At 77.5% G+C, this 17216-nt stretch carries 16 protein-coding genes; 6 read left to right on the forward strand and 10 right to left on the reverse strand.

The window, feature by feature from the left end; all coding sequences use genetic code 11:
* Positions 1-47 precede the first annotated feature (47 nt).
* The gene (locus EDC03_RS08605) at positions 48-1592 is read left to right on the forward strand and encodes a dihydrolipoyl dehydrogenase family protein (protein ID WP_123379831.1); all 1545 of its coding nucleotides are present in this window, start codon (positions 48-50) and stop codon (positions 1590-1592) included.
* A 15-nt stretch (positions 1593-1607) separates the two neighbouring features.
* On the opposite strand, the gene EDC03_RS08610 is transcribed toward EDC03_RS08605, so the two are convergent.
* Positions 1608-2537, reverse strand: coding sequence for an exodeoxyribonuclease III (locus tag EDC03_RS08610; RefSeq protein WP_123379832.1), 930 nt, complete (start codon positions 2535-2537; stop codon positions 1608-1610).
* A gap of 22 nt (positions 2538-2559) precedes the next feature.
* Here EDC03_RS08610 and EDC03_RS08615 point away from each other — a divergent pair, with 22 nt between their 5' ends.
* A complete protein-coding gene (locus EDC03_RS08615; RefSeq protein WP_123379833.1) occupies positions 2560-3330 on the forward strand; it encodes an SDR family NAD(P)-dependent oxidoreductase in 771 nt (256 codons plus the stop codon).
* Positions 3331-3415: 85 nt separating this feature from the next.
* Here the strand turns inward: EDC03_RS08615 and EDC03_RS08620 are convergent, their stop codons facing one another.
* From EDC03_RS08620 to glyA, 3 genes are all read right to left on the reverse strand, one after another.
* Positions 3416-4282, reverse strand: a complete 867-nt coding sequence (locus EDC03_RS08620; protein ID WP_123379834.1) for a hypothetical protein — start codon at positions 4280-4282, stop codon at positions 3416-3418.
* A gap of 144 nt (positions 4283-4426) precedes the next feature.
* Positions 4427-5320, reverse strand: coding sequence for a bifunctional methylenetetrahydrofolate dehydrogenase/methenyltetrahydrofolate cyclohydrolase (locus EDC03_RS08625; protein WP_123379835.1), 894 nt, complete (start codon positions 5318-5320; stop codon positions 4427-4429).
* A complete protein-coding gene (glyA, locus tag EDC03_RS08630) occupies positions 5317-6684 on the reverse strand; it encodes a serine hydroxymethyltransferase (RefSeq protein ID WP_123379836.1) in 1368 nt (455 codons plus the stop codon). The genes EDC03_RS08625 and glyA overlap by 4 nt, the downstream gene beginning before the upstream one ends.
* A 205-nt stretch (positions 6685-6889) precedes the next feature.
* Here glyA and purU point away from each other — a divergent pair, with 205 nt between their 5' ends.
* Together purU and EDC03_RS08640 are read left to right on the forward strand one after the other, a co-directional pair.
* A complete protein-coding gene (gene purU / locus EDC03_RS08635) occupies positions 6890-7756 on the forward strand; it encodes a formyltetrahydrofolate deformylase (RefSeq protein WP_123379837.1) in 867 nt (288 codons plus the stop codon).
* A 16-nt stretch (positions 7757-7772) separates the two neighbouring features.
* The gene (locus tag EDC03_RS08640) at positions 7773-8339 is read left to right on the forward strand and encodes a hypothetical protein (protein ID WP_123379838.1); all 567 of its coding nucleotides are present in this window, start codon (positions 7773-7775) and stop codon (positions 8337-8339) included.
* Between the two features lie 97 nt (positions 8340-8436).
* Here EDC03_RS08640 and EDC03_RS08645 read toward each other — a convergent pair whose 3' ends face one another.
* A complete protein-coding gene (locus EDC03_RS08645; RefSeq protein ID WP_123379839.1) occupies positions 8437-9651 on the reverse strand; it encodes an NADP-dependent isocitrate dehydrogenase in 1215 nt (404 codons plus the stop codon).
* A 247-nt stretch (positions 9652-9898) separates the two neighbouring features.
* Between EDC03_RS08645 and EDC03_RS08650 the strand changes: the two genes are divergently transcribed.
* Positions 9899-10897 (forward strand): malate dehydrogenase, encoded by a 999-nt coding sequence (locus EDC03_RS08650; protein ID WP_241967108.1) that lies wholly within the window; start codon positions 9899-9901, stop codon positions 10895-10897.
* Positions 10898-10984: 87 nt separating this feature from the next.
* Here EDC03_RS08650 and EDC03_RS08655 read toward each other — a convergent pair whose 3' ends face one another.
* From EDC03_RS08655 to purN, 3 genes are read right to left on the reverse strand one after another with little or no spacing between them, the layout of a single operon-like run.
* Entirely contained in the window at positions 10985-11302 is a 318-nt protein-coding gene (locus EDC03_RS08655; RefSeq protein WP_158674251.1) for a DUF3017 domain-containing protein, read from the reverse strand.
* Between the two features lie 8 nt (positions 11303-11310).
* Positions 11311-12951: a bifunctional phosphoribosylaminoimidazolecarboxamide formyltransferase/IMP cyclohydrolase gene (purH, locus tag EDC03_RS08660; RefSeq protein WP_199720082.1), complete on the reverse strand. Its 1641-nt coding sequence runs from the start codon at positions 12949-12951 to the stop codon at positions 11311-11313.
* Complete coding sequence (purN, locus tag EDC03_RS18160) at positions 12948-13631, reverse strand: phosphoribosylglycinamide formyltransferase (protein ID WP_123379841.1); 684 nt, start codon at positions 13629-13631, stop codon at positions 12948-12950. Before purN ends, purH begins: the two co-directional genes overlap by 4 nt.
* A 156-nt stretch (positions 13632-13787) precedes the next feature.
* Between purN and EDC03_RS18165 the strand changes: the two genes are divergently transcribed.
* Positions 13788-14198: a hypothetical protein gene (locus tag EDC03_RS18165; RefSeq protein ID WP_123379842.1), complete on the forward strand. Its 411-nt coding sequence runs from the start codon at positions 13788-13790 to the stop codon at positions 14196-14198.
* Here the strand turns inward: EDC03_RS18165 and EDC03_RS18170 are convergent.
* Together EDC03_RS18170 and sucD are read right to left on the reverse strand one after the other, a co-directional pair.
* Positions 14195-16162, reverse strand: a complete 1968-nt coding sequence (locus tag EDC03_RS18170) for a cell division protein PerM (protein WP_148058042.1) — start codon at positions 16160-16162, stop codon at positions 14195-14197. The genes EDC03_RS18165 and EDC03_RS18170 overlap by 4 nt on opposite strands.
* 141 nt (positions 16163-16303) lie before the next feature.
* Positions 16304-17212, reverse strand: a complete 909-nt coding sequence (sucD, locus tag EDC03_RS08680; RefSeq protein ID WP_123379844.1) for a succinate--CoA ligase subunit alpha — start codon at positions 17210-17212, stop codon at positions 16304-16306.
* Positions 17213-17216: the final 4 nt, after the last annotated feature.

A 17216-nucleotide genomic window follows, 5' to 3' on the forward strand; every position in this document is an offset into this window, starting at 1 on the left:
CAGGGCTGCGGTGGTGGGGCGGTGCGCCCCGCCGCAGACTCGGCGGCATGGCTTCAGCGCAGCAGGCCGTCGGTCCCGGCACGTCCACCCCCGCCCCTCCCCCGTCCCCGCGCGGCGGCGACGACGCCCCCCGCGAGGTCGACGTCCTCGTCGTCGGGGGCGGGTCCGCGGCCGAGACGGCCGGCCCGCGCGCCGCCGCCGCGGGCCTGCGGGTCGTCGTCGTCGAGGGCGACCTCGTCGGCGGCCAGTGCCCCTTCTGGGCGTGCGTCCCCAGCAAGGCGCTCCTGCTCGCCGCGCACGCCCACCGCGCCGCGGGCGACGAGGACCACGCCGCCGCCTGGCAGGTCGCGGTGGACCGCCGCCGCGAGGCGACGGCCGACCGGGACGACAGCGGCAAGGCGGAGGGGCTCGCCGAGGCGGGGGTCGAGCTCCTGCGCGGCTGGGCCTCGCTCGAGCGCTCCCCCGGCGGCGGGGGCCTCGCGCACGTGCGCCGCGGCGGGCCGTCGCCCGAGGAGCCGGGCGAGCTCGTCGAGACCCTGCGCTGGCGCACGCTCGTCGTCGCCACCGGCAGCGAGCCCGCGGTCCCGCCGGTGGACGGCCTCGACGCCGTCGAGGGCACGTGGACGAGCGACGAGGCCCTGTCGAGCGACCACCTGCCCACGAGCCTCCTCGTCCTCGGCGGCGGCGCGGTCGGGTGCGAGCTGGCGCAGGTGTACGCGTCCTTCGGCGTCCGGACGACGCTCGTCGAGACGGCGCCGCGGCTGCTCGCGGCCGAGAACCCCTCCGTCGGCGAGGCCGTGGAGGCGTCGCTGCGGGCCGCCGGCGTCGACGTCCGCACGGGCGTGACGGCGCGGCGGGCGTCGTCGGGCGGCGACGGCGTCGTGCTCGACCTCGACGACGGCGCCCGGGTGGAGGGCGAGCGCCTGCTCGTGGCCAGCGGCCGGAAGCCCCGGCTGCAGTGCGTGGACGGGCTGGGCCTCGACGTCACCGACGCCGGCGCGCTGGCGACCGACGTCCGCTACCGGGCGCTGGCGGGCGGGACGCCGCTCGACGACGTCTTCGCCGTCGGCGACGTCAACGGCCGCGCGCCCTACACCCACGGCGCCAACTACCAGGCCCGCGTCGTGGCCGACGCGCTGCTCGGCAGCCCGCGCGACGGCGACGAGACGGGCATGCCCCGCGCGGTCTACGTCGAGCCGCCCGTCCTCGCGACGGGGATGTCCGCCGAGGCGGCCCGCGAGGCCGGGCACGACGTCGTCACGGCGTCGCAGGCCAGCCACGACACCGGCCGCGCCCACGTCGAGCGCTACGACGGGCCGGGGACGGTCGAGCTCGTCGTCGACGCCCGCACGGGCGTGCTCCTGGGCGCCTCCGCGGTGGGGCCCGAGGCGGACAGCTGGGGCGGCGAGCTGGTCCTCGCCGTGCGCGGCCGCCTCGACGTCGAGCTCCTCGCCGAGGTCGTGCACCCCTTCCCGGCGTGGGGCGAGCTGCTGCTGCCGGCCGTCGAGGACGCGCGCGACCAGGTCCGCGCGCGCCGGGGCGAGGGCCCGCGGCCGACGCAGGGCGCGGCGGCGCCGGCGCACACCGCCTGACGGCGGGTCGAGGGGTCAGACCGCGTACGTGGCGACCACGGGTGCGTGGTCGCTCCACCGCGCGTCGTAGGTGGGCGCACGGTCGACGACGCACGTGGTCGCGGCCGCGCCGAGGGCCGGCGTGGCGAGCTGGTAGTCGATGCGCCAGCCCGTGTCCCGGTCGAAGGCCTGGCCGCGCCAGGACCACCACGAGTACGGCCCGTCGACCTCGCCCGCGAGGCGGCGGGCCACGTCGACCCAGCCCAGCCCGCCGTCGTCGTCGGGCGCGCGCAGCCACGTGTCGAGGGCGGCGCGCTCCTCGGGGAGGAAGCCGGCCTTCTTCTGGTTGCCCTTCCAGTTCTTGATGTCGAGCTCGCGGTGGCCCACGTTGAGGTCGCCCGTGACGACGGCGAGCGCGCCCTCCGCGGCGCCGAGGGCGGCCATCCGGCGGGTGGCCGCGGCGAGGAACGCCATCTTGTCGTCCTGCTTGGGCGTGCCCGCCTCGCCGGAGTGGACGTAGGCGCTCACCGCCGTGAGCGTGCGGCCGTCGGGCAGCGTGAGGTCGGCCTCGACCCAGCGGCCGGCGCGGGCGAAGCGGCCGTCCTCGTCGGCGTCGCCGAGATCGGTGCGGACGGCCGTCACGGGCAGGCGGCTGGCCACCGCGACGCCGGCGCGTCCCTTCGTGCCGTCCTCGGTCGGCTCGACGTGGGCGAGGTGCCAGCCGGCGACGGGGGCGCCCTGGTCGGCGGCCGCCTCGTCGGGCGCGGCCTCGCCGGCCATCTCGGCGAGCGTGGCCCGCAGCGTCCGGTCGTCCGCGCGCACCTCCTGCAGGCAGAGGACGTCGACGCCGCGGCCGGAGAGCCAGTCGCCCATCCCGCGGCGAGCGGCCGCCCGGATGCCGTTGACGTTGGCGGTGGCGAGCGTGAGCGTCGGCGTGGGGAGCGGGGCGGCGGTGTCGTCGGGCACCGGGGGATGCTAGGCACCCGTCATGACCTCCCCCGCACCGTCCCCCGCCCGCTCGCGCGGCACCGCCGTCGTCACCGGCGCCAGCAGCGGCATCGGCGCCGCGACGGCCCGCCGCCTCGCCGCCGAGGGCTACGACGTCGTCCTCGCCGCCCGCCGCGAGGACCGCCTGCGCGCCCTCGCGGACGAGGTCGGCGGCCGCGCCGTCGTCTGCGACGTCACCGACGCCGCCTCCGTCGCCGCGCTGGCCGAGGCCGTCGGCGGCGAGTGCGCCGTCCTCGTCGCCAACGCCGGCGGGGCGCTCGGCACCGACTCGGTCGTCGACGGCGACGTCGAGGAGTGGCGGTGGATGTACGAGGTCAACGTCCTCGGCACCCTCCGCGTCGTCCAGGCGCTCGCGCCGGCGCTCGAGGCGTCCGGGGCGGGCCACGTCGTCGTCATGACGTCGACCGCCGCGCACGTCGTCTACGAGGGTGGAGGCGGGTACGCGGCCGCCAAGCACGCCGCGGGCGCCCTCGTCCGCACCCTGCGCCTGGAGCTGCTGGGCCGCCCGGTCCGCGTGTCGGAGATCTCCCCCGGCATGGTGGCCACGGAGGAGTTCTCGACGAACCGCTACCGCGGCGACGCCGAGGCCGCCGCCGCCGTCTACGAGGGCGTCGCCGAGCCCCTCGTCGCCGACGACGTCGCCGACTGCGTCGCGTGGGTCGTCACCCGCCCGCCCCACGTCGACGTCGACCTCCTCGTCGTCCGCCCCCTCGCCCAGGCCGCCCAGCACCGGGTCCACCGGGAGCGCTGACCCCGACCGAGTGCCGCGAAGCGCACGCCGAGTGCCGCGACGTGGTGGTCCGGCGAGTCGTCGGGCGACCACGTCGCGGCACTCGTCAGGCGAGGAGCCCGCGGAGCTGGGCGAGCAGCGCGGCAGGACGGGCGAGGGCCGCCGCGTCGACCTGGAGGACCACCCAGCCGAGCGCCCGGAGCCGGTTGTGGCGCGCCAGGTCCCGGCTGTGGCGGGCACGCTCGCGGTGCGTGGCGCCGTCGTACTCGAGGCCGACGCGGGGGGCCGTCCACCCGAGGTCGAGGCGGGCGACGAAGTCGCCGTCCCCGTCGCGGACCTCGAGCTGGACCTCCGGCGCCGGCAGGCCGGCGTCGTGCAGGAGCAGCCGCAGCTCGCTCTCCCGCGGCGACTCCGCCCGCGGGTCGAGCAGGGGCGCCAGCCCTCGCGCCCCCGCGACGCCGCGGGCACCGCGCCGCCCCGCGAGCGCCGCCGCCACCGCGGACGGCGGGAGGCCGCCGGCACGCAGGACGGCGTCGGCCGTCGCGACGGCGCGCACGCGGGGCTCGAGGAGCAGCAGGTCGGCGGCCGTGCGGACGGGCGTCGTCGCCCACCCGAGCGCCGTGCGCACGACCTCCTCGCGGCGCAGCGCGCAGCGTCGGACGACGAGGCCCTCGCGGGGTCGTGGGTCCGGCGTCGGCGGGACCGCCACCACGACGACCGGGTCGTCGGCCGTGGCCAGCTCGGCGCCGAGGGCCCACGCCGCGGACAGCCCGCCGAGGACGACGGGACGCACCAGCGCGGCCCGGACGACGGCGATGCGGTCCCCGTGCGTCAGTGCCGGGCCGCCCGCAGCCCGGTAGACGCCCCGGGCGAGGTGCTCGTAGCCGCTCGCCCGCAGCTGCCCACGGGTCAGCCCGGCCTGCGGGTCGGGCCCCGCGAAGGGCCGGAAGCGCCCCGCCTCGTCGTCCGCCACGCGCGGCAGTCTCGGTCCGGAGGGGCCCGCCCTGCTGAGGCCCTGTGGACGGACGACGAGTGCCGCGAAGCGGTGGTCAGGAACGAGGTCGGACCACCACTTCGCGGCACTCGACGTGCACGTCGCGGCACTCGGCCGTCGCCGTCAGCCGGCCGCGCGCTCCGCGGCCTCGACGACGTTGGCGAGCAGGAGCGCCCGGGTCATGGGGCCGACGCCGCCGGGGTTGGGCGAGAGCCAGCCCGCGACGTCCTCGACGCCTGGGGCGACGTCGCCCGTGAGGACGGCCTTGCCGTCGGCGCCGACGACGCGGCTCACGCCGACGTCGAGCACCGCGGCGCCGGGCCTGACGTCCTCCGCCCGGACGATCCCGGGCACGCCCGCGGCGGCCACGACGACGTCCGCCCGGCGCAGGTGCGCCGCGAGGTCACGGGTGCCGGTGTGGCACAGCGTCACCGTCGCGTTGACGTCCCGCCGGGTGAGGAGCAGGCCGATGCTGCGGCCCACCGTCGTGCCGCGGCCGACGACGACGACCTCGGCGCCGTCCAGCGGCACCTCGTACCGCTGCAGCAGGTCGATGACGCCGCGCGGCGTGCAGGGCAGCGGGGAGGTGACCTCCTCGCGGACCCGGAGCACGAGCCGCCCGAGGTTGGTCGGGTGGAGCCCGTCGGCGTCCTTGTCCGGGTCGACCAGCTCGAGCACCCGGTTGGTGTCCGTGCCGGCCGGCAGGGGCAGCTGGACGATGAAGCCCGTGCACGCCGGGTCGGCGTTGAGCTCGGCGACCTTCTCCTCGACCTGCGCCTGCGTCGCGTCCGCGGGGAGCTCGACCCGGATCGAGGCGATGCCCACCTCGGCGCAGTCGCGGTGCTTGCCGCGCACGTACGCGGCGCTGCCCGGGTCGTCGCCGACGAGGACCGTCCCCAGTCCCGGGACGACGCCGCGCTCGCGCAGCGCCGCGACCCGGACGGCGAGGTCGGCCTTCACCGCTGCGGCGGCGGCCTTCCCGTCGAGGACGACCGCCCGCCCGCCGGCGGCGGTCACCACTCCTCGAAGCCCGGGTAGAGCGGGAAGCGCTCGGCGAGGTCGGCCACGCGGCCGCGCAGCGCGGCGGTGTCGACCTCGGGCTGCAGCGCCGCGGCGATGACCTCGCCGACCTCGGCGAACTCGGCGTCGCCGAACCCGCGGGTGGCGAGCGCCGGCGTCCCGATGCGGAGGCCGGACGTGACCATCGGCGGGCGCGGGTCGAAGGGCACCGCGTTGCGGTTCACCGTGATGCCGACCTCGTGGAGCCGGTCCTCGGCCTGCTGGCCGTCGAGCGCGCTGCCCCGCAGGTCGGCGAGGACGAGGTGGACGTCGGTGCCGCCGGTGAGGACGTCGACGCCGGCCGCGCGGGCGGCGTCCGTCGTCAGCGCGGAGGCCACAGCCTTCGCACCGCGCAGCGTGCGCTCCTGGCGCTCGCGGAACTCCGCCGTCGCGGCGATCTTGAAGGCCACGGCCTTCGCGGCGACGACGTGCATGAGCGGGCCGCCCTGCTGGCCCGGGAAGACCGCGGAGTCGATCTTCTTGGCGTGCTCCGCCTTGCAGAGGATGACGCCGCTGCGCGGGCCGGACAGCGTCTTGTGCACCGTCGAGGTGACGACGTCGGCGTAGGGCACCGGCGAGGGGTGCAGGCCCGCGGCCACGAGGCCCGCGAAGTGCGCCATGTCGACCATGAGCAGCGCGCCGACCTCGTCGGCGATCGCGCGGAACGCGGCGAAGTCGAGGTGGCGGGCGTAGGCGGACCAGCCGGCGATGATGAGCTTCGGCCTCCGCTCGAGCGCCGTCGCCCGGACCTTGTCCATGTCGACGAGGTGTGTCTCGGCGTCGACGCCGTACGTGGCGACGTCGAAGAGGCGCCCGGAGAAGTTGATCTTCATGCCGTGCGTGAGGTGGCCACCGTGGGCCAGCTCGAGGCCCATGATCGTGTCGCCGGGGCGGATGAGCGCGTGCATGACGGCGGCGTTGGCCTGCGCGCCGGCGTGCGGCTGCACGTTGACGTGCTCCGCGCCGAAGAGCGCCTTGGCGCGCTCGCGGGCGAGCTCCTCGGCGACGTCGACGAACTCGCAGCCGCCGTAGTACCGGCGGCCCGGGTAGCCCTCGGCGTACTTGTTGGTGAGGACCGAGCCCTGCGCCTCGAGGACGGCGCGCGGCGCGAAGTTCTCGCTGGCGATCATCTCGAGGGTGCCGCGCTGGCGGCCCAGCTCGCGCTCGAGGACCTCGGCGATCTCGGGGTCGAGCTCGGCGAGGGGGACGTCGGTGACGCTGCGGCCCCCCGTCGGCGCCGGGGCCAGGGGGGCCTCGGTGCCCGGGGCGGGCTCGTGGACGTCGGCGGGGCTCTGGGGCTGGACGGGCTCGACCGTGGTCATCACGTCTCCTCGTGGCTGGCGGGCACGGCGGGGGTGGCGCTGGGCGGTGCGCGGTGCTCAGGCGCGGCCCAGGCGGACGACCGCGCGCTGCACGGGGCGCGGCGGGCTCGAGAGCCCTGCCCCGGCGCCGCTCCCCGGTGGTGACCACCCTCGCCAGTCGCGGCGCGCCCAGGGTACCGGCGGACGGCGGCTAGCCTGCCCGCCCGTGACCACCCCTGCGGCCGACGGCGCGCCCGCCTACGTCCTCGTGCTGACCTGCCCCGACGGCCCGGGCATCGTCCACGCCGTCAGCGGGGTGCTCGCCGAGGCGGGCGGCAACATCACCGAGAGCCAGCAGTACGGCGACCCGGGGACCGGCCGCTTCCACCTCCGGGTGCAGGTCGAGGTGCCGCTGGGGCGCGAGGAGCTCGCGGCGCGCCTCGAGCCGGTGGCGCGGCGGTTCGGCATGGACTGGGAGCTCGACGTCGTCGGGCGCCCCGTGCGCACCCTCGTCCTCGTCTCGCGGGCCGCGCACTGCCTCAACGACCTCCTCTTCCGCCAGCGCTCGGGCCGGCTGCCCGTGGACGTCGTCGGCGTCGTCGGCAACCACCGCGACCTCGAGCCCATGGCGCGCTCCTACGACGTCCCCTTCACCCACGTGCCCGTCGAGCCGGGGCGCAAGCCCGAGGCCGAGGCGCGGCTCCTCGAGGTGGTGCGCGAGCTGGACGTCGAGCTGGTCGTCCTCGCCCGCTACATGCAGGTGCTCAGCGACGACCTCTGCCGGGCGCTGCGCGGGCGCGCCATCAACATCCACCACTCGTTCCTGCCGAGCTTCAAGGGCGCCCGCCCCTACGCCCAGGCGCAGGCCCGCGGGGTGAAGCTCATCGGCGCGACGGCCCACTACGTCACCGCCGACCTCGACGAGGGCCCGATCATCGAGCAGGACGTCCACCGCGTGGACCACTCCTCGACCGAGCGCGACATGGTCGGCATCGGCCAGGACGTCGAGGCGCAGGTGCTCGCGCGCGCCGTCCGCTGGCACGCCGAGCACCGGGTGCTGCTCGACGGTCACCGGACGGTCGTCTTCCGCTGAGCCGTAGCCTCGCCGCGTGACGCCCTCCCCCGCCGCCGGCCGTCCCGACGACCTCGTCGCCGAGGCCCGGGCGCTGCTCGGCGGGACGGGCGGGTGGTGGGCGTCCGTGCTCCTGGACGTCGTCGCGGCGCCCGACGCCGTCCCCGCGGGCACGCGCCGGCTGCTGCTGCGCCGGCCCCTCATGGCCGTCCCCGCGGGCGTGCGCGCCGAGACCGCCGACGGGGCTCTCCTCGCCGCCGGGTTGGGCGACGACCTGCCGCCCGCGCTGCACGCACTCCTCGACCCGCTGGCCCTCGTCACCGGCCTGCCGTGGGCGGCCGGGACCCTGCCCTGCGCCGACCGACGCCGCGCCGCAGCCGCTCTCGAGGTCACCGACGCCGTCGCGGTCGACGAGGCCGGGCGGGCGGCGCTCCGCTGCGCCGTCGCCGGGGCGCCCTCGGGCGTCCGCTCCCTCGTCCTCGACCGGGACAGCGGGCTGCCGCTCGTCGCCGCGGCCGACGACGGCACGGTGGTCTGGCGCGTCGACGTCGCCGCGCTCGACCCCCGCGTCGAGGACGAGGTCTTCCGCCCCGAGCAGCCCTGACGCGCAAGCCCCGACACCCGGGCCCCGACGCACGAGGGGCCCGCCGCCACCTCGGTGACGACGGGCCCTGCGGGCGCCCCGCGGAGGGGCGGACGGCTCAGCGCAGGCGCGCGGCGAGGTTCTCGTCGAGCGCGCCGAGGAAGTCCTCGGTCGTGAGGAAGCCCTGGTCCTTGCCGACGAGCAGCGCGAGGTCCTTCGTCATCTGGCCGCCCTCGACGGTCTTGATGACGACGTCCTCGAGCGTCTCGGCGAAGCCGGTGACCTCGGGCGTGCCGTCGAGCTTGCCGCGGTGGGCGAGCCCGCGCGTCCACGCGTAGATCGACGCGATGGGGTTGGTCGACGTCGGCTTGCCCTGCTGGTGCTGGCGGTAGTGCCGCGTCACCGTGCCGTGGGCCGCCTCGGCCTCGACCGTGCGGCCGTCGGGCGAGGTGAGGACCGACGTCATGAGGCCGAGCGAGCCGAAGCCCTGCGCGACGGTGTCGGACTGGACGTCGCCGTCGTAGTTCTTGCAGGCCCAGACGTAGCCGCCCTCCCACTTGAGGGACGCGGCGACCATGTCGTCGATGAGGCGGTGCTCGTAGGTGATGCCCGCGGCCGCGAACTTCTCCTTGAACTCGGCCTCGAAGACCTCGGCGAAGATGTCCTTGAAGCGCCCGTCGTAGGCCTTCATGATCGTGTTCTTCGTCGACAGGTACACCGGGTAGTTCCGCGCCAGCCCGTAGTTGAGCGAGCTGCGCGCGAAGTCGCGGATCGACTCGTCGAGGTTGTACATCGCCACCGCGACGCCGGCGCCCGGCGACTGGAAGACCTCGTGCTCGATGGGCTCCGAGCCGTCGGACGGCTGGAACGAGACGGTCAGCGTGCCGGCGCCCGGGAAGCGGAAGTCGGTGGCGCGGTACTGGTCGCCGAAGGCGTGGCGGCCGACGATGATCGGCTTCGTCCAGCCCGGCACCAGGCGCGGGATGTTCGAGATGACGATCGGCTCGCGGAAGATGACGCCGCCGAGGATGTTGCGGATCGTCCCGTTGGGCGAGCGCCACATCTTCTTGAGGCCGAACTCCTCGACCCGCTGCTCGTCCGGCGTGATGGTGGCGCACTTCACACCGACGCCGTGCTTCTGGATCGCGTGCGCCGCGTCGACCGTGACCTGGTCGTCGGTCGCGTCGCGGTGCTCGATGCCGAGGTCGTAGTACTCGAGGTCGACGTCGAGGTACGGGTGGACCAGGCGGTCCTTGATGAACTGCCAGATGATCCGGGTCATCTCGTCGCCGTCGAGCTCGACGACGGTCCCCTCGACCTTGATCTTCGCCATGCGGTGGCTCTCCTCGTCGCGAGCGGTGGGTGGCGCCGCGGTGCCGGCCGGCGCCAGGTGTCTCGACGTCAAACTACCGACCCCACGGCCCCCCGCGCCGCACCGGTGCCGGGCGGGCGGCCCGCGCGCGGCGATACGGTCGCGCCTGACCCCGGGCGGAGCGGCCCCGCCGCCCGGAGCCGGGGGCCGTCACCGACCGACCCCCGACCCACCACGGCCCGGACCGCCGGACCCGAAGGAGAGCAGCGTGACCACCACCGAGAAGGCCCCCGTCACCGTCGCCGTCACCGGCGGCGCGGGCCAGATCTGCTACAGCCTGCTGTTCCGCATCGCGAGCGGCGCGCTGCTCGGCCCGGACACCCCGGTGCGGCTGCGGATCCTCGAGATCACGCCGGCGCTCGGCGCCGCCCAGGGCGTCGCGATGGAGCTCGACGACTGCGCGTTCCCGCTGCTGCGCGGCATCGACATCTCCGACGACGCCGCCACCGCCTTCGACGGCGCGAACGTCGCCCTCCTCGTCGGCTCGCGCCCCCGCACCAAGGGCATGGAGCGCGGCGACCTGCTCTCCGCCAACGGCGCCATCTTCACCGGGCAGGGCCGCGCCCTCGCCGAGGCGGCGGCGGACGACCTGCGCGTCCTCGTCGTCGGCAACCCGGCCAACACCAACTGCCTCATCGCCATGAACAACGCGGCGGGCGTCCCCGCCGAGCGCTTCTCCGCGATGACGCGCCTCGACCACAACCGGGCCGTCGCCCAGCTCGCGCAGAAGGCCGGGGCGCAGGTCTCCGACGTCTCCCGGCTGACGATCTGGGGCAACCACTCCGCGACCCAGTACCCCGACATCTCGCACGCCGTCGTCGACGGCCGCCCGGCGGTCGACGTCGTCGACCGCCCCTGGGTCGAGTCCGACTTCATCCCGACCGTGCAGAAGCGCGGCGCGGCGATCATCGAGGCGCGCGGCTCCTCCTCCGCGGCGTCGGCGGCCAACGCCGCCATCGACCACGTCCGCACGTGGCTGACCGGCACGCCGCAGGACTCGTGGACGTCGATGGCCGTCGTCTCCGACGGCTCCTACGGCGTCCCCGAGGGCCTCGTCTCGAGCTTCCCCGTGACGACCCGCGACGGGGAGTGGGAGATCGTCCAGGGCCTCGACGTCGACGAGTTCTCCCGCGCCCGCATCGACGCGACGGTGGCCGAGCTGGCCGACGAGCGCGACGCGGTGCAGGGCATGGGCCTGCTCGGCTGACGTCCGGCCGCCGACGCACGACGGCGCCGTCCCCCGCGCGGGGGGCGGCGCCGTCGTGCGTCGTGGGCGGCGGTGCGCCGCAGCGGGTCAGGCGGTCGGCGTCGTCAGCGACAGGACGAGCAGCACCGTGCCGAGGGTGCCCGCCACGACGGCGTCGACGGGTCCCGAGCGGACCGCGAGGGGCCCGGCCACGGACGCCGGCGCGACGAGCCGCACGAGCGCGAGGACGAGCAGACCGACGCCGAGCACCACGCCGGGCGTCCGCGGACCCACGACGAGGCCCAGCCCCACCGCCACGGGGACGAGCAGCCCGACGACGGCGAGGACGACGGTCCCCCGGCGGCCCGTCGCCACGCCGGCGTCGGGCGCCCGCCCGACGCCGCCCGACGACCCCCGCTCCGCCACCGCCGGCCTCAGTGGGTGAAGTGGCGTGCGCCCGTGAGGTACATCGCCGCGCCCGCGGCCTGGGCGGCGGCGACGACCTCCTCGTCGCGCACCGAGCCGCCGGGCTGGACGACGGCGCGGACGCCGGCGTCGAGCAGCACCTGGAGGCCGTCGGCGAAGGGGAAGAAGGCGTCGGACGCGGCGACGGAGCCCGCGGCGCGGTCGCCCGCCCGCGCGACGGCGAGCCGTGCGGAGTCGACCCGGTTCACCTGACCCATGCCGACGCCGGTCGTGGCGCCGCCGCGGGCGAGGAGGATCGCGTTGGAGCGGACGGCGCGCACGGCGCGCCAGGCGAAGGCGAGGTCGGCGAGGACCTCGTCGTCCACCGGGGTGCCGGTCGCGAGCGTCCACCCCGACGGGTCGTCCCCGGGCGCCTGCAGCCGGTCGGCCGTCTGGACGAGCAGCCCGCCGTCGAGAGGCCTCGTCTCGAGCGCCGTGCCGCCCGCGGGGGCGGGCGCGCGCAGGAGACGGACGTTCTTCTTGCGGGTGAGGACCTCGAGGGCGGCGTCCTCGAAGGCCGGCGCCACGACGACCTCGGTGAAGATCTCCGCGACCTGCTCCGCCATCGCCGCCGTGACGGGCCGGTTGACGGCCACGACACCGCCGAAGGCGGAGACGGGGTCGCACGCGTGCGCGGCGCGGTGGGCCGCGGCGACGTCGTCCGCGACGGCGATGCCGCACGGGTTGGCGTGCTTGATGATCGCGACGCAGGGGCGGTCGTGGTCGTGCGCCGCCCGCCACGCGGCGTCGGCGTCCGTCCAGTTGTTGTAGCTCATCTCCTTGCCGTGCAGCTGCTCGGCGGAGGCGAGGCCCCGGGCGGCCGCGCCGACGGGCCGGTAGAGCGCGGCCGCCTGGTGCGGGTTCTCGCCGTAGCGCAGCGTCGCGGCGCGCTCGAAGGAGAGCTCGAGGGTGGCGGGCGGGGCGTCGTCCGGCTCCGCCGCCGACGGCGACGCCGGGGCGGCGGGCGTCCCGGCCGCCGCGGGCACGAGGACGTCGCGGGTCCAGGCGGCGACGGCGGCGTCGTAGGCGGCGGTGACGGCGAAGGCGTCGGCGGCCATGCGGGCGCGGGCGGCCAGGTCGAAGCCCTCCCCCGCCGCCGCGGCGAGGACGTCGGCGTACGCGGCCGGCGAGGTGACGACGGCGACGCTCGCGTGGTTCTTCGCGGCGGCGCGGACCATCGTCGGCCCGCCGACGTCGACCTGCTCGACGCACTCCTCGACGCCCGCGCCGCTCGCCACGGTCTGCTCGAAGGGGTAGAGGTTGACGACGACGAGGTCGAAGGGATCGACGCCGAGGTCGGCCAGCTGCGCCACGTGCTCGGGGCGGCGGCGGTCGGCGAGGACGCCCGCGTGGACCCGCGGGTGCAGCGTCTTGACGCGCCCGTCGAGGCACTCGGGGAAGCCGGTGAGGTCCTCGACCCTCGTCACGGCGACGCCGGCGGCGGCGATGCGCCCGGCGGTCGAGCCCGTCGAGACGATCTCGACGCCCGCGGCGGCCAGGCCCTGCGCCAGCTCCTCGAGCCCCGTCTTGTCCCAGACGGACACGAGGGCGCGCCGCAGCGGGCGCACCCCGCCGTCGGCCGGCGGGACGGGGGGCGGGGAGGACGTCACGGGAGCAGCACCTTCCGGGGGGCGTCGGGGTGGACGGACCAGCCGTGGCGGGCCATGCGGCCCACCACGTCGACGAGCAGCGGCCGCTCGGCCGCCTTGATCCGCTCGTGGAGGGACTCGACGTCGTCGTCGTCGAGGACGGGGACGGCCACCTGCGCGACGACGGCGCCGGTGTCGACGCCCTCGTCGACGAGCAGGACGGTGGCCCCGGTGATCTTCACGCCGTAGGCGAGGGCGTCGGCGGGCGCCCGCACGCCCGGGAAGGACGGCGACAGCGCGGGGTGGGTGTTGACGACGCGGCCGCCGAGGCGGGCGAGGAACGCGGGGCCGACGAGGCGCATGAAGCCCGCGAGGACGACGAGGTCCGGCGCGGCCGCCGTGACGGCGTCCGTCAGGGCGACGTCCCACGCGGCGCGGTCGGGGTGGTCGGCGAGCGCCACGACCGTCGTGGGCACCCCGGCCGCCCCGGCGTGCCGGAGGCCGCCCGCGTCGGCGCGGTCGGACACGACGGCGACGACGTCGGCGCCCCAGGCGGGGTCCTGCGCGGCCCGCAGCAGCGCGGCGAGGTTGGTGCCGCCGCCCGAGACGAGGACGACGACGCGAGCGCGGCCGGCGCCGTCGCGGGGGTCGCGAGGGCCGGGACCGGCGCCGTCGGGGGTCGCCGTCCCGCCTGCTGCCACGGTCCGAGACCATAGCGGCACGCCCCGGGACCCCTGGGCGCCGCACGAGCCGTGGAGGACGCCGTGGCAGTCCCGGAGCGACCGAGCGGCGGGGGCGACCCACCGGCACCGCCGCGAGGGGGGCGGCCCGCCGGGGAGGACCCCCGGCGGGACCCGGTGCGCGAGCTGGAGCAGGTCCGCGAGGCCGGCCGCCGGTCGCTGCTGTTCTCGCTGCTGCTGCTCTGCTCCCTCGTGGCGGCGCGGCTGCCGTTCCCGTGGTCGGCCGTGGGCCTGCTGTTCACGGCGGCGGCCCTCGTGGCCGGCGGCCTCGCCGTGGCGGCCGCCTGGTCCGCCCGCCGCCGCCTCACGGTCGCCGTCATGGGCGGCGGCATCGCCCTCGGGCTGTTCCTGCTGCTCACGCAGGTCGCCTCCGTCGCGCTGTGGCCCTGGCAGGCCGACCTGCGGGACTGCCGGGCGGCCGCGGCGACCCAGTCGGCCCGGGCGGCGTGCGACCGGGACTTCGAGGACGAGCTGCAGCGGTGGACCGAGTCCCTCGGCGGCCTCGGCGGCGGGGCCGCCGGCTCCTAGCCGCGGGGCTCGCCCGCGCCGGCACCGGGTCCCACCGCGGGACGCCCGGCCGGGGGACGACGACGCCGTCGGCGCGCGTCCGGTCGCGGGGCCCCCGGGCGCGGGGCGCGCACCGCCGCGGGCCGCGCGCCGGGCCGGCCGGTCGGCACGACAGGGGCCGCGGCGGGCGCCGCGCCGGCGCCGTCGACGTCGTCGCGCGGCGCGGCGGCCTCGGCCGTGCCGCGGCGGGGCGCCGGGGCGAGCAGCGTCAGCAGCGCGCCCAGCGTCACGAGGCCGCCGAGCGACAGGGCCACCTGCCACCACACGGGGCCGACGACCGCGAGCGCCCCCGGCCCCACGGGGCCGGACGAGGCCGCGGCGAGCGCGCCGGCACCACCGCCGGCGACGAGTCCCACCACGGGCGCGCGCAGGGCGGCCCCCCGGGCCCGGCGGGCGACGTCGAGCCCGACGCGGCGCCACAGGGGCACGGGCGCGCCGTCGGCGGTCGTGGCCGCGGCCTCGGGCACGCCGGCCACGCACGCGCGCCGCATCCGCAGCGACGCGACGGCGCCCGCCGCGACCGGCAGCACGAGCACCACCCAGAGCCACCCGCCGCCGGTGCCCTGCTGCGGCAGGCCGCCGAGCAGGGGCAGGGCGGGCAGGACGCCCAGCTCGGTGCCACCGGGGCCGACCGACGTGCCGGCGCCGACGGCGAAGCCGGGCCCGGCCACCCACGACAGCGCCCACACGAGCGCGGTGGGCAGCAGGAGCAGCTGACCGGCGAGGAGCACCGCCCCGCCGACGACGCCGGCGTCGAGGGCCCGGTGCAGGTCGGCGACGGCACCGGCCCCCACCCCGAGCGAGACGACGAGCACCGCGGCGGCACCGACGAGCGACCACAGCAGGGCCCGTGCCCCCGCGCCGACGGCCGGACGGGCGGGACGCGGGAGGCGGACGAGGTCCGCGAGCGCCCCGCGCAGGCTCCGCGGGGCGGTCCCGGCCGCCCTGGTGCGGCCCCGCCCGCGCGAGCGGCCCTCGCCCGCGAGCCGGAGCCGGGCGGCGGCCATGGCGAGCCCCGCGCCGAGCCCCGACAGCAGCGCGGCCCCGCCCAGCGCGGACGCGAGGCCGGGGCGCACGGCCGGCGTCCCGGCGACGAGGGCGACCGCGGCGGCCAGCGCGGCGGCGGCCACGACGACGCCCGCGACCGCGGCGAGCAGCGCCCCGTCCAGGCCGTCCCGGCGGGCGTCCGCCGCGGGGTGCGTGGCCTCGAGGGCGACGGCCGTCCGGCGGCCCGCGGAGACGTACCAGGCCAGCGGGACGAGGGCGAGGCCGAGCGGCCACAGGCCGAGGCGCCCGCCCTCGACGGCCAGGCCCGTGCCGTGGGCCAGCAGCCAGCCGTCGGCGGCCACCCGCACGGCGTCGTCCCACGTGGCGCCCGTCTGCGCGGCCACGAGCCACGTCGCGACGACGGGGGCGACGACGCAGAGCAGGGAGCCGAGGACGGCCTGCGCCCCGGCCAGCAGGCCGATGAGGACGGGCGAGGTGAGCAGGGTCCGGCCGCGGTCGTCGGTGACGACGGGCACCGCCGGCGCCCGCTCGGCCGCGGCGGCCGCCGCGCGCCGGGACGCCGGCGTGCTCCCCGTCGTCGACGCCGGGCGGTCGGACGACCGGGCGAGGGCCGCGCCGGCGGGGGCGTCGTCGGCCGTGCTCGTCGTCGCGCCGTCGTCCGCCTCGACGGCGTCGTCGCCGGCCGTGTCGTCCGTGTCGTCGCCGTCGGCGTCGTCCGGGTCGTCGTCCGGGGCGTCGTCGTGCGTGACGACGACGACCGAGTCGTCCTCGCCGTCGTCCGTCGTCGGCCCGACGGCGGGGGGCGGCGTGGCGCCGGCGTCGTGCCCCCGGGGTCGACCGGGGCGCCCCGGGCCGTCGCGGTCGTCCGCGGGGTCGGGGGCGTCGGGGCTGTCGGGGGCGTCGGGCGGCGGCGTCATCGCCACCCATCGTCGTGCCGCCCCGGCCGCCGGTCGGCCACCGCCACGCCGGGCCGACGGCCCTCCCCGGCGGGCGGGCCGGCCCCGGCACGACGACGCCCCCGCCACCGGGGAGGTGACGGGGGCGTGCGGCGGGTCGGGTCAGCCCGCGACGACCTCGCGCAGCAGGCGGGCGGTCTCGGTCGGCGTCTTGCCGACCTTGACGCCCGCGGCCTCGAGGGCCTCCTTCTTGGCCTGCGCCGTGCCCGCGGAGCCCGAGACGATGGCGCCGGCGTGGCCCATCGTCTTGCCCTCGGGCGCGGTGAAGCCGGCGACGTAGCCGACGACCGGCTTGGTCACGTGCTCGGCGATGTAGGCCGCGGCCCGCTCCTCGGCGTCGCCGCCGATCTCGCCGATCATGACGATGGCGTCGGTCCCCGGGTCGTCCTGGAAGGCCGCGAGCGCGTCGATGTGCGTCGTCCCGATGATCGGGTCGCCGCCGATGCCGACGGCCGTCGAGAAGCCGAGGTCCCGCAGCTCGTACATCATCTGGTACGTCAGCGTCCCGGACTTCGAGACGAGCCCGATGCGGCCGGGACCGCTGATGTCGGCGGGGATGATGCCCGCGTTGGCCTTCCCGGGGCTGATGATGCCCGGGCAGTTCGGGCCGAGGAGGCGCGTCGTGCCCTTCTCGGCCGCGTAGGCGTAGAACTCGGCCGTGTCCTTCACCGGGACGCCCTCGGTGATGACGATGGCGAGGCCGATGCCGGCGTCCACCGCCTCGACGACGGCGGCGCGCGTGAACGCCGGGGGCACGAAGAGGACGGACGTGTTCGCGCCCGTCTCGGCCATGGCCTCGGCCACCGAGCCGAAGACCGGCACGGACGTCGTCCGCTGCTCGCCGTCCGCCGTCGTGAAGGAGAAGTCCTGCGACGTGCCCGCCTTGCGCGGGTTGACGCCGCCGACCACGCGGGTGCCGGAGGCCAGCATCCGCGTCGTGTGCTTGGTGCCCTCGGAGCCGGTCATGCCCTGGACGATGACCAGGCTCGAGTCGTCGAGGAAGATCGCCATGTCT

Origin of the sequence: Pseudokineococcus lusitanus (assembly GCF_003751265.1) — a bacterium.
Lineage (GTDB): Bacteria > Actinomycetota > Actinomycetes > Actinomycetales > Quadrisphaeraceae > Pseudokineococcus > Pseudokineococcus lusitanus.